This window comes from Streptomyces sp. NPDC037389, from assembly GCF_040636475.1.
Taxonomy (GTDB): Bacteria; Actinomycetota; Actinomycetes; order Streptomycetales; family Streptomycetaceae; genus Streptomyces; species Streptomyces hesseae.
In genome coordinates this window covers 400,106-413,601 of record NZ_JBEZUS010000007.1, presented here as the reverse complement: position 1 = coordinate 413,601, position 13,496 = coordinate 400,106, and the positions used below count along the sequence as shown (strand labels likewise).

16 protein-coding genes are annotated in these 13,496 nt (G+C 69.0%); 8 read left to right on the top strand and 8 right to left on the bottom strand.

What is annotated here, in order from left to right:
- Nucleotides 1-45 precede the first annotated feature (45 nt).
- The 4 genes from AB0E98_RS18660 to AB0E98_RS18645 form a co-directional block, all read right to left on the bottom strand.
- On the bottom strand, nucleotides 46-189 hold the full coding sequence (locus AB0E98_RS18660) for a hypothetical protein (protein ID WP_361703565.1): 144 nt from the start codon (nucleotides 187-189) through the stop codon (nucleotides 46-48).
- A gap of 4 nt (nucleotides 190-193) precedes the next feature.
- Nucleotides 194-373: a hypothetical protein gene (locus tag AB0E98_RS18655; protein WP_361703563.1), complete on the bottom strand. Its 180-nt coding sequence runs from the start codon at nucleotides 371-373 to the stop codon at nucleotides 194-196.
- A 107-nt stretch (nucleotides 374-480) separates the two neighbouring features.
- Nucleotides 481-666 (bottom strand): DUF397 domain-containing protein, encoded by a 186-nt coding sequence (locus AB0E98_RS18650; protein WP_361703560.1) that lies wholly within the window; start codon nucleotides 664-666, stop codon nucleotides 481-483.
- 8 nt (nucleotides 667-674) lie between these two features.
- Nucleotides 675-1,658 (bottom strand): helix-turn-helix transcriptional regulator, encoded by a 984-nt coding sequence (locus AB0E98_RS18645; protein ID WP_361703559.1) that lies wholly within the window; start codon nucleotides 1,656-1,658, stop codon nucleotides 675-677.
- A gap of 166 nt (nucleotides 1,659-1,824) precedes the next feature.
- Between AB0E98_RS18645 and AB0E98_RS18640 the strand changes: the two genes are divergently transcribed.
- The 6 genes from AB0E98_RS18640 to AB0E98_RS18615 all read left to right on the top strand — a co-directional run bounded on the left by AB0E98_RS18640 (nucleotide 1,825) and on the right by AB0E98_RS18615 (nucleotide 7,927).
- Complete coding sequence (locus AB0E98_RS18640) at nucleotides 1,825-2,247, top strand: ATP-binding protein (protein WP_361703558.1); 423 nt, start codon at nucleotides 1,825-1,827, stop codon at nucleotides 2,245-2,247.
- Nucleotides 2,248-2,275: 28 nt separating this feature from the next.
- A complete protein-coding gene (locus AB0E98_RS18635; RefSeq protein ID WP_361703555.1) occupies nucleotides 2,276-4,069 on the top strand; it encodes a serine/threonine-protein kinase in 1,794 nt (597 codons plus the stop codon).
- A 109-nt stretch (nucleotides 4,070-4,178) separates the two neighbouring features.
- Entirely contained in the window at nucleotides 4,179-5,204 is a 1,026-nt protein-coding gene (locus tag AB0E98_RS18630; protein ID WP_361703553.1) for a bifunctional lytic transglycosylase/C40 family peptidase, read from the top strand.
- A gap of 307 nt (nucleotides 5,205-5,511) precedes the next feature.
- Nucleotides 5,512-6,234, top strand: coding sequence for a phosphatase PAP2 family protein (locus tag AB0E98_RS18625; RefSeq protein ID WP_361703668.1), 723 nt, complete (start codon nucleotides 5,512-5,514; stop codon nucleotides 6,232-6,234).
- Nucleotides 6,235-6,525: 291 nt separating this feature from the next.
- Nucleotides 6,526-7,590: a hypothetical protein gene (locus AB0E98_RS18620; protein WP_361703551.1), complete on the top strand. Its 1,065-nt coding sequence runs from the start codon at nucleotides 6,526-6,528 to the stop codon at nucleotides 7,588-7,590.
- A 142-nt stretch (nucleotides 7,591-7,732) separates the two neighbouring features.
- Nucleotides 7,733-7,927: a hypothetical protein gene (locus AB0E98_RS18615; protein ID WP_361703666.1), complete on the top strand. Its 195-nt coding sequence runs from the start codon at nucleotides 7,733-7,735 to the stop codon at nucleotides 7,925-7,927.
- A 107-nt stretch (nucleotides 7,928-8,034) separates the two neighbouring features.
- Here AB0E98_RS18615 and AB0E98_RS18610 read toward each other — a convergent pair whose 3' ends face one another.
- Nucleotides 8,035-8,430, bottom strand: coding sequence for a metal-sensitive transcriptional regulator (locus tag AB0E98_RS18610; RefSeq protein WP_361703549.1), 396 nt, complete (start codon nucleotides 8,428-8,430; stop codon nucleotides 8,035-8,037).
- A gap of 266 nt (nucleotides 8,431-8,696) precedes the next feature.
- On the opposite strand from AB0E98_RS18610, the gene AB0E98_RS18605 reads away from it, so the two are divergent.
- Entirely contained in the window at nucleotides 8,697-9,317 is a 621-nt protein-coding gene (locus tag AB0E98_RS18605) for a DUF47 family protein (protein WP_361703547.1), read from the top strand.
- A gap of 6 nt (nucleotides 9,318-9,323) precedes the next feature.
- Entirely contained in the window at nucleotides 9,324-10,322 is a 999-nt protein-coding gene (locus tag AB0E98_RS18600) for an inorganic phosphate transporter (protein WP_361703544.1), read from the top strand.
- Between the two features lie 134 nt (nucleotides 10,323-10,456).
- Here AB0E98_RS18600 and pstB read toward each other — a convergent pair whose 3' ends face one another.
- From pstB to pstC, 3 genes are read right to left on the bottom strand one after another with little or no spacing between them, the layout of a single operon-like run.
- Nucleotides 10,457-11,236 (bottom strand): phosphate ABC transporter ATP-binding protein PstB, encoded by a 780-nt coding sequence (pstB, locus tag AB0E98_RS18595; RefSeq protein WP_361703542.1) that lies wholly within the window; start codon nucleotides 11,234-11,236, stop codon nucleotides 10,457-10,459.
- 32 nt (nucleotides 11,237-11,268) lie between these two features.
- Nucleotides 11,269-12,351: a phosphate ABC transporter permease PstA gene (gene pstA, locus AB0E98_RS18590; protein WP_361703539.1), complete on the bottom strand. Its 1,083-nt coding sequence runs from the start codon at nucleotides 12,349-12,351 to the stop codon at nucleotides 11,269-11,271.
- Nucleotides 12,348-13,331, bottom strand: coding sequence for a phosphate ABC transporter permease subunit PstC (gene pstC / locus AB0E98_RS18585; protein ID WP_361703536.1), 984 nt, complete (start codon nucleotides 13,329-13,331; stop codon nucleotides 12,348-12,350). Before pstC ends, pstA begins: the two co-directional genes overlap by 4 nt.
- Between the last annotated feature and the right edge of the window lie 165 nt (nucleotides 13,332-13,496).

The following is a 13,496-nucleotide window of genomic DNA, read 5'->3' as shown; positions in this document are numbered from 1 at the left end:
GGTGACGGTGGGTTGGCGTCACGAGTGAAGTTCCCCTGTGGCTTCTCAGCCGTGCTTGCCCTCGATCAGGACTCGCGCCAGGGCCACTGCGACCAATGGAGCGTAGAAGAAGGCCTTGGACACGAGTAACCCGAGCAGCACCCACACGACGATCGTGGCGGCGAGCGCGCCGCAACAGCCCTTGTTCATGCGGCTACTTCCACAGTCCGTTGATGCCGCCGTTGCCGTCCTGGCCGTTCCACACCACCGTCGCGAGCCAGAGCGGGTACCAGAACACCTTCTCGGGCAGCATCGTGCCGAGGACGACCCAGGCGGTGGACAGGACTACCAGGGCGATGACGGCGCAGCCGCAGCAGGTGATGGCCTGGTTCACCGTTGCCGGCGCGCCACGCTCGCGCCGATCATTTCCGCACATAGAGGGATGACGCTACAGGCCCGCTCACCGGCCACTGTCCGTGGGGGATGGTGATGACGGGCACGTCACGCTGTCTTCTGCCACCTGAGGAGTGCGCGGAGAGCGTGGTGGCTGGGGGAGAGGGTGATGGTTGGGGTGTCGCTCTCGCGGAGGTGGACGGTGCGCGCCTCTGTCGTGGCCAGTTCTATGCACTCGCCGTTGTTGCCGCTAGGTCCGCTGAAGCTCGACTTCTGCCATTGGAGCTCTGACATGGCTTCCTTCACATCGTGTACATCAGGTGCTGGATGAGGCCTAGGGAATCCCTCCTCGTATGGAACTCAGGTTCGACTCGGGCGTCAATTGGTGGCAGTGCAGAGGAGCTGAGCGACTCGAAGGAGTGGGCGAACTGGGTCAGGTGCTCCGGGTCGCTGATGAAGGGAGACGCGACGGGTTGCTCCATGTAGGCCGTGTTCAGCTCCTGTACCGGGCCCTCGAAGAGAACGAACGGCGTGCTGTACGTCGGTGGGTTGATGCTCGCCTTGAAGGGGAGGATCTGCACCTGCACGTGGGGCAGCTGAGCCATCCCGACCAGGTGGTGGACCTGGCGGCGCATGATTTCGGCGGGTACGAAGTGCATCCGCAGCGCCGCTTCATGAATCACGGCATGGAACCGCAGCGAGCCGTCCGTGAGTGCCCGTTGGCGATCGAGCCGGAACTGGACGTACTTCTCGATCAGTGCGGGGTCGGTGTGAGGCTCGGCCGACTCGAAGAGAGCCCGGATGTATTCCGGGCTCTGAAGCAGCCCCGGCATGTACAGCCACTGGAATGAACGGCATGCGACGGCGGTGGCTTCGAGCTCGGCCAGGTCGAGTGTGTGCGGACCTTGGATGTCCCTGTACGCCGTCCACCACCCCTTGCCTGTGGCGTGGCTCATCGCTACCAGTGCATCAATCAGGGGCTCTGATCGGCAACCGTAAGCGTCGGTGAGTGCCCGCAACTTCACCTCGGGAATGGCTGTTCGGGCCGCCTCGATGTGGCCCAGGTGGGCCGGCCCCAGGTCGGCGAAGGCTGCTGCATGCCCGACGGGCAGGCCTGATGAGGTTCGTAGTCTGCGCAGTTCGATGCCCAAACGGCGTTGTCGCTGCGTGGGGTTGGTGCGTAGACCCATGGCGTCCTCCTTGAGATCGTGAGCAGTCTGCCGGGTTTCGAGGGCTTGAGGGCACTCGTTGGAGTTAATCGGTTGGAATGAGTTGCTGATCGGCAACTCGACTCCTTACCGTCGAAACCGACCCGCCCTCCCGGCCCGTAAGCCGGAAGCGCACCGCGTCCGCATGCGCGCCCATCCGCGCCCCGTATGCGTGCCCGGCAATGCCACCGCTGTTCGCCGTCCCGAGGGCACCCGGCAATCGGTGAAGCCCAGGAGTCACGCCATGTGTCCCATCACCACCGTCGTCCCCATCCGCCCCGACTTCTCCCTCGGTTTCCTCCCTGTCCCCAGCCTCGTCCGTGAGGTTCGCGCTGCCGTACGGACCGCACTCGTCGCCGCCGGCCGGGAGGAGCTCGTCGACAGCACGCTGCTCCTCACTTCCGAGGTCGTCACCAACGCGGTCAACGCCTGCCGTCGCAGCGACTGCACGTCGCCCGTGACCGTCTACGCGAAGTGGATGTACGGCGGCGCCCTGCTCGTCCTCGTACGGGACTACGCCCCCGGCGCGCCTCACGAGCGGGCGTGGCCCGTTGACGCCGAGGGCGGTCGTGGGCTCAGCCTCATCCAGGCCTGTGCCACTCACTGGGGCGTGTGCCGTCACGGGCACGGGCCCGGGAAGGCGGTCTGGTTCCGGGTCGCGGCCTGAGAGACGGTGATCAGGGACATGATCAGATATGGCACAGTCTCACCTCGTGGAAGCGCTAAGAGCTCAGGACCCCGCGAACATCGGCGTGCACACCGTTCTCGCCCGCCTCGGTGCCGGTGGGATGGGGCAGGTGTATCTGGGGCGGTCGCCCGGCGGTCGCCAGGTGGCGATCAAGGTGATCCGGGAGGATTTCGCCGAGTCGCCCGAGGCGCTGGCGCGGTTCCGGCGGGAAGTGGAGACCGTGCGCGCCGTGCGCAGCGCGTACACCGCCAACCTGATCGACGCCTCGCTGGAGGCCACCCCGTACTGGCTCGCCACCGAGTACGTGCCCGGGCCGACGCTGGTGGAGGCGGTACGGGCGCGGGGCCCACTGCCCGCCGACACCTGTCTGCGGCTGTTCGCGGCGCTGGCGGAGGCGCTGTCCCATGTGCACGGGCACGAGGTGCTCCACCGCGACCTGAAGCCGCACAACGTCATCCTCTCGGCCGTCGGGCCCAAGCTCATCGACTTCGGGATCGCGCGCGGCGCCGAGCAGACCGCACTCACCCAGGCCGGGTCGGCCCCGGGCACGCCCGGGTACACCGCGCCCGAGATCATCACGCGGAACGACGTCAGCGCCGCGGCCGACGTCTTCGCGCTCGGCGCGACCATGGCCGCCGTGGCGACCGGACGGCCGCCCTACGGCGAGGGTTCGCTGGAGTCCGTGACGTACCGGGTCGTCCACGGGGAAGTGGACGTGGCCGGTGTGGAGCCGGCGCTCGCGGAGCTGATCCGGGAGTGCGTCGCGGGCGATCCGGGCAAGCGGCCGGATCCTGCTGGGATCATCGCGCGGTGCGCGGTGAGTTCGGCGCTCGTCGACGATCCGGTGTACCGGGAGCTGACGGCTGTGGGCGGTACGCCCACGGTGCTGCCACCGGTCGCTCAGCGGACGCCCACGGTCTCTGGGGCTTCCGCGCCTCCGGCCGGGTATGTGCCGACGCTGATGCCGGGTTCGGTGGGTAGTACCGCAGGCGGTGTCGCAGGCGGTGTCGCGGGTGTGGCCGCCGCCCCGCCCCGTCGTACCAAGCTGTGGCTGACCGTCGGCGCCGCGTCCGTCGTCCTCGGCGTCGTCGCCGCGCTCGCCGTCCAGTCGCTGGGCGACGACGCGAAGGGGAGCGAGGACAAGGCGCTGGGCAAGGGGGCGGCCGAGCCGGCGGCTTCCGCCCCCGCCTCGGCGTCGGGCTCGCCGTCGGCGTCCGGCGCGCCGTCCGCCGGTCAGGGCGACGGCAAGGAGCCCGCCTATATCGAGGCGACCAACCCCAACCGTGACTTCTGGACCCCCAAGGAGGGGGACCCCGACGGCCTGGGCTCGTGCGGCCTGCCGCCCGAGGAGCGGGCCGGCCGGGGCGAACTGCAGTCCTCGATCATGAACGTCGAGAACCCGGCGAGTCACCAGATGTCCGGCAAGGTGAAGATCTCATTCCGATTCAAGTATGCCGATCCTGCCCTCCCTCGGCCGTACTTCGTCTCCGTGGCCGTCAAACCTCCACACGAGATCGATTCGGGGACGGGCAAGCCGTTGGCGGGCTTGTCGAGCGCAAACCTCGGACTGGGGTACACCAGCAAACCGGTGAACCTCCTGCCCGACGGCGTGTCCGGCTTCGAGGGCAAGGACATCCAGCTGACCTACCCTGACGACTTCCAGCAGTTCGTCACGGGTGAGCCCGTCGGATCCCCCATCCCGGTCGGGAACGACCCCGGCAACTGGACCGTGCTCTTCCAGCACGTCAAGGGGCCGAAGGAGTACGCGAGTTTCGACTGCCGCGGCTTCGTCGCGAAGTAGGAAGCAGGCGGTAGGGGGACGGGCGGGGGAACGGGTGCGCGGGAGTAGGCCTCGCACGATATTCCGGAAACGGCAGTGCAACAGGCCTGCCATGGGGGAAGGTTGACGGGTGCGGAAGCTCTGGGTGGGCGTGGGTGTCGGCATCGCGATGTGCCTGAGTTTCATCGGGCTGCTCGTCGTCGGGGTGTACGTGGCCGCCGGGAACATCACCGGCCTGGGGAAGGGCGGTACGGTCGGGCTCGCCAAGGGCGCCGTGCCCGATCAGTACCAGGCACTCGTGGCCAAGTGGGGCAATCTCTGCCCCGCCCTCAACCCCGCCGTGCTGGCCGCCCAGCTCTACACCGAGAGCAACTGGGACCCGACCGCCAGGAGCCCCGCCGCGGCGATGGGCATCGCGCAGTTCATCCAGGAGACGTGGGACACCGAGGGCATCGACGGCAACGGCGACGGCAAGAAGGACATCTGGGATCCGGCGGACGCCATTCCGTCAGCCGCCTCCTACGACTGTCAGCTGGCCAAGGACGTGAAAGGCGTGTCCGGTGACATCACGGACAACATGCTGGCCGCTTACAACGCCGGCCCGTACCGCGTCATCAAGGCCGGTGGCGTCCCCTCCATCAGCGAGACGCAGGGCTATGTGAAATCCATCCGCAGCCTGGAGAAGAGCTTCGCCCGCCCGGTCGGCCGGGTGGCGCCCTCGCAGCAGGCGGCCGGGGCCATCTACTACGCCCAGGAGAAGCTCGGCACCCCTTATCTCTGGGGCGGTGACGGCGGGCCCGAGGACAACGGGCGCTTCGACTGCTCGGGGCTGACCAAGGCCGCGTACGCCACGGTCGGGATCGAGCTGCCGCGCGTCGCGAACGACCAGTGGAACGCCGGCCCGCACCCCAAACGGGACGAGCTGCTCCCCGGGGATCTCGTCTTCTACGCGAACGACCTGAACGACCCACGCAGCATCCACCACGTGGGGCTCTACGTGGGCGGCGGGTACATGATCCACGCGCCGCGCACGGGGGCCGTGATCCGGTTCGAGAAGATCGACTCGCAGCCGGACTACATCGGTGCCACCCGCGTCACCGCGGACGGGGCGAAGGCGCTGCCCACGGCGCCGGGAGGGGCGGGGCGGAAGGCCTGAGCGGCCCGAGCCGGCCGGGTACCGGCGGGCCGGTGGCGCCCCATGAGGTGGCGTCAGGTCGCGATTGGCTTGAACTCCCCGCGAACCTCACCCCTGGGCTGGGGCAACGGGTCACCCTTCGATAACGTCCAGGTGATCATTGGGTGGAGAGTGGAACGGCGGGCCGGAGCAGGGCGTTCCATTGGAGTGGGAAAGCAGCGCCGCGTGCTGCGGCGCACGGACCACGGGGGTCGGTAGCTGGGCGTGGTGACAGGCGACAGATAGGGGCCGGGCGATGGCTGGACTCGTGACGGGAGACTCCATGCCGGTGGCCGTATTGGCCGGGGGCGAGACGAACCCCGACGTCAGCCTGCTCTACGACATCAACGGCATCGCCAAGGACGCACCCCACTGGACCGACCGGGCTGTGGAGTTCATCGGCGAGTACGGCATCGTCCTCGGTCTCGCCGTGCTGATGCTGTGCGCCTGGTGGAGTGTTCGCAAAAGCAAGGACGCCCCGGCCGGGGTGGCCGCGCTGCTGTGGTCGCCGCTCGCGGCCGGGATCGCCCTGCTGATCAATGTGCCCATCCGGGGATTCGTCCGCCGGCCCCGGCCCTTCCTCGACCACCAGGGCCTGGAGGTACTGGTCAAGGGGAAGACCGACTTCTCCTTCGTCAGCGACCACGCGACGCTCACGATGGCGCTGGGCGTCGGCCTGTTCGTGGCCAACCGGAAGTACGGCCTCATCGGCATCGGACTCGCCCTGCTGGAGGGGTTCTGCCGGGTCTATATGGGTGTGCACTACCCGACGGACGTCGTCGGCGGGCTGGCCCTGGGCACGGCCGTCACGCTGCTTCTCGCCCCGCCGGCGATGATGCTGCTCACGCCGCTGACGGGGTGGATCGCGGGGACGCGGTGCGGGTGGCTCGTACGGGCGCGTGCGGGTGCCGCTGACACGGCTCTCGTGCCGGCCGCGACGGCGGAGGCCGTGTCCGGGGCGGCAGGGCGTGGGCACGAGGTGCGGGCCCAGGACCGGGATCTGGCTGCCTAGCCGCAAGCGCAAGCAGCTCGGCCTGAACCGTCGCGGCTCAAGCGCCGGACGGGCCCGGTGCCCCCGTCAGGTGATCCTCCGCGTCCGCTCTCGCCAGGGAGCGGGCCCGGCGGGCCGGGCCGTACCAGCCGCAGGTGCAGCGCGCCGTGCAGAACGAGCCTCGTTCGCTCGTACTGGTTATGTGGTCAGCGGGATCGGACACGTGACCACGCTACCCGGCCGTGACGACCGCCCCGGGGCGGTCGTTGGAAGAAACGGGTTCCACTAGCGTGCGGCAGGGGGCTTACGGCCATGGCGGTGCAGGGACGCAGACGCGGAGGCGTGATCGTCGCCACCGCGCTGGCGGGCGGCATCGCCCTCGGGCTGTTCGCCGTCTCCGGCTGCGCCGAGCAGGGCGGCTCCGCCGAGCGGGGCCAGGACGGCAAGGGGCCGTGGCGCGGGGCGAGCGGCCAGGTCCGGCAGGCTCAGCTGGAAGGCCCGGTGGGGGTCGATCCCGCTCGGGCGCTCGCTGTGGTGCGGCACGCCCCCGAGGCCCTGGCCCGGGCCGGGGGCGCCAGGGTACGGACGTCCATGGAGACCGTCAGCGGCGGGACGCGGCTGACGATCCGGGGCAAGGGCGGCTACGACTTCACCCGTCCGGCAGGGCGGCTGACCGTGACGCTGCCCGAGGACGCCGACGGGTCCGCCGGCCGCAGGGCGATCACGGAGGTCTTCACCCCCGGCGCGCTGTATATGAAGAACCGGGGCGCGGGTGTTCCCGCCGGCAAATGGGTCCGGCTCGACACGGGTGCCCTCGTGGACGGTGATCTGCTCACGAGCGGCGCCACCGACCCTCTCGCGGCGGCCGAGCTGCTGGGCGGGGCGCGCGAGGTGGCGTATGTACGGGACGAGTGGATCGGCGACACCCGCGTGGGGCACTACTGGGGCACGATCGATCTGGACCGGGCCGCGCGCGCCGCGCCCGTGAGGGACCGGGCCGCGCTGGCCGCTGCGGCGAAAGGGTTCTCCAGTGGGACGGTTGCGTTCGACGCGTATCTCGACGAGGCGGGGCGGCCGCGGGTGCTGCGCTATCGCTTCGGGGTCGGGGCGCGGGACGCGCGGGCCGGCGGGCGTGGGCCGGTGGGGGAGACGGGGGTCGCCACTGCCGCCGCGACGTACTCCCCCGGCAGGAGGCCCGGTGGGGACCCCTCCTATCGGCAGGACATGGCGCCGGCCACCCCGCCCGCCACGCCGATGACGGTGCCGATGACCGTGGTGTCGACCGTGGAGCTCGGCTCCTTTGGATTCCGGCCGGACATCCGGCTTCCCGCGCCCGCCGAAATCTATGCGGGCACGGTCGCTTCGCCACAGAAATAACGCGGGAGGACATGGTTGGCCATGGAAATGGTCCATCTGTGCCATGCGCGGTGTGTGTACCGATCACTACGCTGGAAAGCGGTGACGTGACGGCCCCGGCCGGTGAGTACCGAAGCCCCGAGGACCCGAGGAGGTGAATCGCGTGGTTCCGCGACGCGGTTTGTGCGGCGGGCCGGACCCCGTGGCCCTCATCGAGATCGATCTCTACGGTGATTTGATGATCGCGGCGTCCATGGCGGACGAGGAGCGGTTGAGTTTTGACCGGATCGATGAGGTGCTGCGGGTTGTGCGGCGGCAGCGGGGCGGCGCCGAAGGTCCGGGAGAGCTGGACGGCTGACGAGCCGGTGCGGGCCGGTGGTCGCCGTTGTGCCCACCCTCCCCCATGGCCTGAACGGCATGGGGGTACCCCCATCGCCTTGCGGGACGATCGCCCACAACACGGTCCTACGTCCGCAGCAGCCTTGCGATGGCCGCGCTTGCTTCCTCCACCTTGGCGTCGATCTCCGCCCCGCCCTTGAGGGCCGCGTCGGCCACGCAGTGCCGGAGGTGCTCCTGGAGGAGCTGGAGGGCGAAGGACTGGAGGGCCTTGGTGCTCGCCGACACCTGCGTGAGTATGTCGATGCAGTAGACGTCCTCCTCGACCATGCGCTGGAGGCCGCGGATCTGGCCCTCGATCCGGCGCAGTCGCTTGAGGTGCTGGTCCTTCTGCTTGCTGTAGCCGTGGGGGCCGGCGGGGGATCCGGTGGCGGACGCGGCGTGGGCGTCGTCGTGCGGATCGCCGTGGCAGGGCGCCCCGACCGGTTCAGTGGCGCTGGTCACTGTGGCCTCCCTGGCCGTCATGGCGTCCTCCGTCTTTTTACCGACGTGTCCGCGCTGGTCATCGGCGGGCTGTGGGGGGCACGTCACGCTTGTCGGCGTCTAAACGTTCCTACCCTTTTTACATACCCCCGGCGGGTATATCCTACCTAAATTCACCGCCGGAGGCCCGTACCGCCTTCATGAGCACTCTGCCCGATGGGCGACACTGAGGGAATGCCAGTTAGCTGTGGCCGGATGATGCGCCTAGCATCAACGAGACCGAATCCGCTGCACCCCGAGGATCCCACGTGCGCTTTCGTCTGACCCCCAGGGAGACGAGCTTCTACGACATGTTCGCCGCCTCCGCGGACAACATCGTCACGGGCTCCAAGCTCCTGATGGAACTGCTCGGAGCGGACGCCTCCGCCCGGGCCGAGATCGCCGAACGGATGCGGGCAGCGGAGCACGCGGGGGATGACGCGACCCACGCGATCTTCCACCAGCTGAACTCCTCCTTCATCACGCCGTTCGACCGCGAGGACATCTACGCCCTCGCCGGCTCGCTCGACGACATCATGGACTTCATGGAGGAGGCCGTCGATCTGGTCGTCCTCTACCAGGTCGAGGAGCTGCCGAAGGGCGTCGAGCAGCAGATCGAGGTCCTCGCGCGGGCGGCGGAGCTGACCGCCGAGGCGATGCCGAACCTGCGGACGATGACGAATCTGACCGAGTACTGGATCGAGGTCAACCGCCTCGAGAACCAGGCCGACCAGATCCACCGCAAGCTGCTCGCACAGCTCTTCAATGGCAAGTACGACGCCATCGAGGTCCTCAAGCTCAAGCAGATCGTGGATGTGCTCGAGGAGGCGGCCGACGCTTTCGAGCACGTCGCCAATACCGTCGAGACCATCGCGGTCAAGGAGTCCTGACCCCCGGTGGATACGTTTGCACTTGTCGTAACCATCGCGGTAGCGCTCGGATTCACCTATACGAACGGCTTCCACGATTCCGCGAACGCCATCGCCACCTCGGTCTCCACGCGGGCACTGACCCCGCGCGCGGCCCTCGCGATGGCCGCGGTCATGAACCTCGCCGGCGCCTTCCTGGGCAGCGGCGTGGCCAAGACGGTCAGTGAGGGACTGATCGAGACCCCGACGGGCGACAAGGGGATGGGTATCCTCTTCGCCGCTCTGATCGGCGCGATCGCCTGGAACCTGATCACCTGGTACTTCGGTCTGCCGTCGTCCTCCTCGCACGCCCTCTTCGGCGGCATGGTGGGCGCCGCGCTGGCGGGCGGCACGACCGTCATCTGGTCGGGCGTCATCGACAAGGTCGTCGTGCCGATGTTCCTCTCGCCGTTCGTCGGCCTGATCCTCGGCTATCTGGTGATGGTCGCGATCATGTGGATGTTCCGCCGGTCCAACCCGCACAAGGCCAAGCGCGGCTTCCGTATCGCCCAGACCGTCTCGGCCGCCGGCATGGCGCTCGGCCACGGCCTCCAGGACGCCCAGAAGACGATGGGCATCGTGATGATGGCGCTGGTCATCGGCGATGTGCAGAGCAAGGGCGACGCCATCCCGGTCTGGGTCAAGCTCTCCTGCGCCGTGATGCTCTCGCTGGGTACGTACGCGGGTGGCTGGCGCATCATGCGGACGCTGGGCCGGAAGATCATCGAGCTGGACCCGCCGCAGGGTTTCGCGGCGGAGACGACCGGTGCGTCCGTGATGTTCACGACCGCGTTTATGTTCCACGCGCCGATCTCCACGACGCATGTCATCACCTCGGCGATCATGGGTGTGGGTGCGACGAAGCGGGTCAACGCGGTGCGCTGGGGTGTCGCCAAGAACATCATCCTCGGCTGGTTCATCACGATGCCGGCCGCGGCGGCGGTCGCCGCGCTGAGCTACTGGATCGTGAACCTCGCGTTCGGCTGACGCGCCGGACGAAAGAGTTCGGGCCCGCCCCCCTGGTACGAGCAGGGGGGCGGGCCCTTTGCCTTGCGGTGGCACCGCCATGCAGCACCGCGAGGCAGATCGTGGCCGGGCCGGGGTCGGACCGGGGCCGGGGATTACCCGAAGCGGCCCGAGATGTAGTCCTCGGTGGCCTGGACCGACGGGTTGGAGAAGATGCGCGCCGTGTCGTCGAGCTCGATCAGCTTGCCGGGCTGGCCGACGCCCGCCAGGTTGAAGAAGGCGGTGCGGTCGGAGACACGGGCCGCCTGCTGCATGTTGTGGGTCACGATGACGATCGTGAACCGCTCCTTGAGCTCGCCGATGAGGTCCTCGATGGCGAGCGTGGAGATCGGGTCGAGCGCCGAGCAGGGCTCGTCCATCAGCAGGACCTGGGGCTCGACCGCGATGGCGCGGGCGATGCACAGACGCTGCTGCTGGCCGCCGGAGAGGCCGGCGCCCGGCTTGTTCAGCCGGTCCTTGACCTCGTTCCAGAGGTTCGCGCCCTTGAGGGACTTCTCCACGATCGTGTCCAGCTCGGACTTGCGGTACCGGCCGCCGTTGAGGCGGACGCCGGCGACCACGTTCTCGTAGATGGACATGGTCGGGAAGGGGTTCGGGCGCTGGAAGACCATGCCGACCATCCGGCGCACGGCGACGGGGTCGACCCCGGAGCCGTAGAGGTTCTCGTCGTCCAGCATCACCTTGCCCTCCACCCGGCCGCCGAGGGTGACCTCGTGCATCCGGTTGAGGGTGCGCAGGAAGGTGGACTTGCCGCAGCCGGAGGGGCCGATGAAGGCGGTCACGGAGCGGGGCTCCACGGTCATCGAGATGTCCTCGATGGCCTTGTGGTTGCCGTAGTAGGCGTTCAGGCCGCTGACGTCGATTCGCTTGGCCATGGGGATCACTACTTTCGGGAAATCAAACCGCGTCAGCGGCCGGCCTTGGGGGCCTTCCAGCGGGCGATGCCGCGGGCCACCAGGTTGAGGATCATGACGAAGGCGATGAGGACCAGGGCCGCGGCCCAGGCACGGTCGTAGCTGGCCTCGTTGCCCGCCGCCCACTGCTCGTAGATGTAGTACGGCAGCGAGGACTGGGCGCCTTCGAAGGGGTTGTTGTTGATGAGCTGGGAGCCGAAGACCAGGAGGACGATCGGGGCGGACTCACCGGCGATACGGGCGACCGCGAGCATCACACCGGTGGCGATGCCGCCTATGGCGGTGGGCAGGACGACCTTGAGGATCGTGCGCCACTTCGGCACGCCCAGGGCGTACGAGGCCTCGCGCAGCTCGTTGGGGACGAGCTTGAGCATCTCCTCCGTGGAGCGGACGACGACCGGCATCATCAGGATGGCCAGGGCCATCGACCCGGCGAAGCCGGAGTAGCCGTTGTCCAGCATCAGGATCCAGAAGCTGAGGACGAACAGGCCCGCGACGATCGACGGGATGCCCGTCATGACGTCGACGAAGAAGGTGACGGCCGTCGCGAGGCGGCCCCGGCCGTACTCGACCAGGTAGATCGCCGTCAGCAGGCCGATGGGGGCCGCGATGGCGGTGGCGATGCCGACCTGCTCCAGGGTGCCGATGACGGCGTGGTAGACGCCGCCGCCGGGCTGGATGGTCAGGACGCCGGCCATGGAGTGGCTGAGGAAGTTCCCGTCGAGGACCTTCGCACCGCGCGAGATCGTCTCCCAGAGGAGCGAGACCAGCGGGACGACCGCGAGCAGGAAGCAGACCCACACCATGCTGGTGGCGAAGCGGTCCTTGGCCTGCCGGAGGCCCTCGACCCGGGCCGCCAGGGCGAACATCCCGGCGAGGAAGACCACCGCCGCGATCAGGCCCCACTGGACGTGGCTGCTCAGCCCGGCGCCCAGTCCGACGCCGGTGCCGACGGCGAGCGCGGCGGCCGCGAGGGCGGCGGGGGTCCAGCGCGGGAGGCGGGGCTGGCGCAGGGTGTACGAGGGGAGGGGCGCGCTGTCGGCGACGACCGTGTCGTCCATGGTCACGTCGCTCATGCCGTGTACTCCTTGCGGCGGGCGATGATCAGCCGGGCGGCGCCGTTGACCAGCAGGGTCAGGACGAAGAGGACGAGACCCGAGGCGATCAGGGCGTCCTTGCCGATCTCACCGGACTCCTTGAAGCTGCTCGCGATGTTCTGGGCGAACGTTCCGCCGCCCGGGTCGAGCAGGCTCTTGCCGATGGTGAAGCTGGGGGAGAGGACGGTGGCGACGGCCATCGTCTCGCCGAGGGCGCGGCCCAGGCCCAGCATCGAGGCGCTGATGACACCGGAGCGGCCGAAGGGGAGGACGGACATCCGGATGACTTCCCAGCGGGTCGCGCCGAGCGCGAGGGCGGCCTCCTCGTGCATCTTCGGGGCCTGGAGGAAGACCTCGCGGCTGACGCTGGTGACGATCGGCAGGATCATGATCGCCAGCAGGATGCCGATGGTGAAGAGCGAGCGGGCGGCGCCGTCGTGGTACTCGAAGATCCCGGTCCAGCCGAAGTAGTCGTTCAGCCAGCTGTAGAGCCCGCCGAGGTGCGGCACCAGGAAGAGCGCGCCCCACAGGCCGTAGACGATGGACGGGACGGCGGCGAGCAGGTCGATCACATAGCTGAGCGGCGCGGCGAGCTTGCGCGGCGCGTAGTGCGAGATGAACAGCGCGATGCCGATCGCCACGGGCACGGCGATGAGCATCGCGATGACCGAGCTGACGATCGTGCCGAACGCCAGCACCGCGATGCCGAACTTGGGCGGGGTGGAGTTGGCGGCCCACTCGAAGGTGGTGAAGAAGTCGCCCTCGTTCTTGGAGAGGGCGCTGGTCGCCCGCACGGCGAGGAAGGCCGCGATGGCGGCCATGATCACCAGGAGCAGGATCCCGGAACCCCGGGAGAGGCCGAGGAAGATCCGGTCACCGGCGCGGGAGGCGGACTTCACGCGCGTGGTGGTGGTCCCCGGTGGCGGTGGGCCGTCTGTGGTGGCTGAGGTTATTTCCATGGGTTTCTCCGGTCTGCGGGACGGCTGCCGCCGGGGCCTTCCGGGCCCAGTGGGCTCGGGTCGGCTGCGGCGGCGCCGCTCCCTGGCGCGGCGGTGCACCGGATGGTGCGGACGGGCCCACTGGGCCGGTGCGGCCTGGTGGCCGGCTCCCGGTGGGGCCCGTCC

Excerpts from the sequence above, each read along its gene's own strand:
- AB0E98_RS18635 (WP_361703555.1), top strand. The coding sequence starts at position 2,276 with ATGGCACAGTCTCACCTCGTGGAAGCGCTAAGAGCTCAGGACCCCGCG.
- AB0E98_RS18610 (WP_361703549.1), bottom strand. The coding sequence starts at position 8,430 with ATGACGGCCAGGGAGGCCACAGTGACCAGCGCCACTGAACCGGTCGGG.
- AB0E98_RS18640 (WP_361703558.1), top strand. The coding sequence starts at position 1,825 with ATGTGTCCCATCACCACCGTCGTCCCCATCCGCCCCGACTTCTCCCTC.
- AB0E98_RS18660 (WP_361703565.1), bottom strand. The coding sequence starts at position 189 with ATGAACAAGGGCTGTTGCGGCGCGCTCGCCGCCACGATCGTCGTGTGG.
- pstC (WP_361703536.1), bottom strand. The coding sequence starts at position 13,331 with ATGGAAATAACCTCAGCCACCACAGACGGCCCACCGCCACCGGGGACC.
- pstA (WP_361703539.1), bottom strand. The coding sequence starts at position 12,351 with ATGAGCGACGTGACCATGGACGACACGGTCGTCGCCGACAGCGCGCCC.
- AB0E98_RS18650 (WP_361703560.1), bottom strand. The coding sequence starts at position 666 with ATGTCAGAGCTCCAATGGCAGAAGTCGAGCTTCAGCGGACCTAGCGGC.
- pstB (WP_361703542.1), bottom strand. The coding sequence starts at position 11,236 with ATGGCCAAGCGAATCGACGTCAGCGGCCTGAACGCCTACTACGGCAAC.
- AB0E98_RS18620 (WP_361703551.1), top strand. The coding sequence starts at position 6,526 with ATGGCGGTGCAGGGACGCAGACGCGGAGGCGTGATCGTCGCCACCGCG.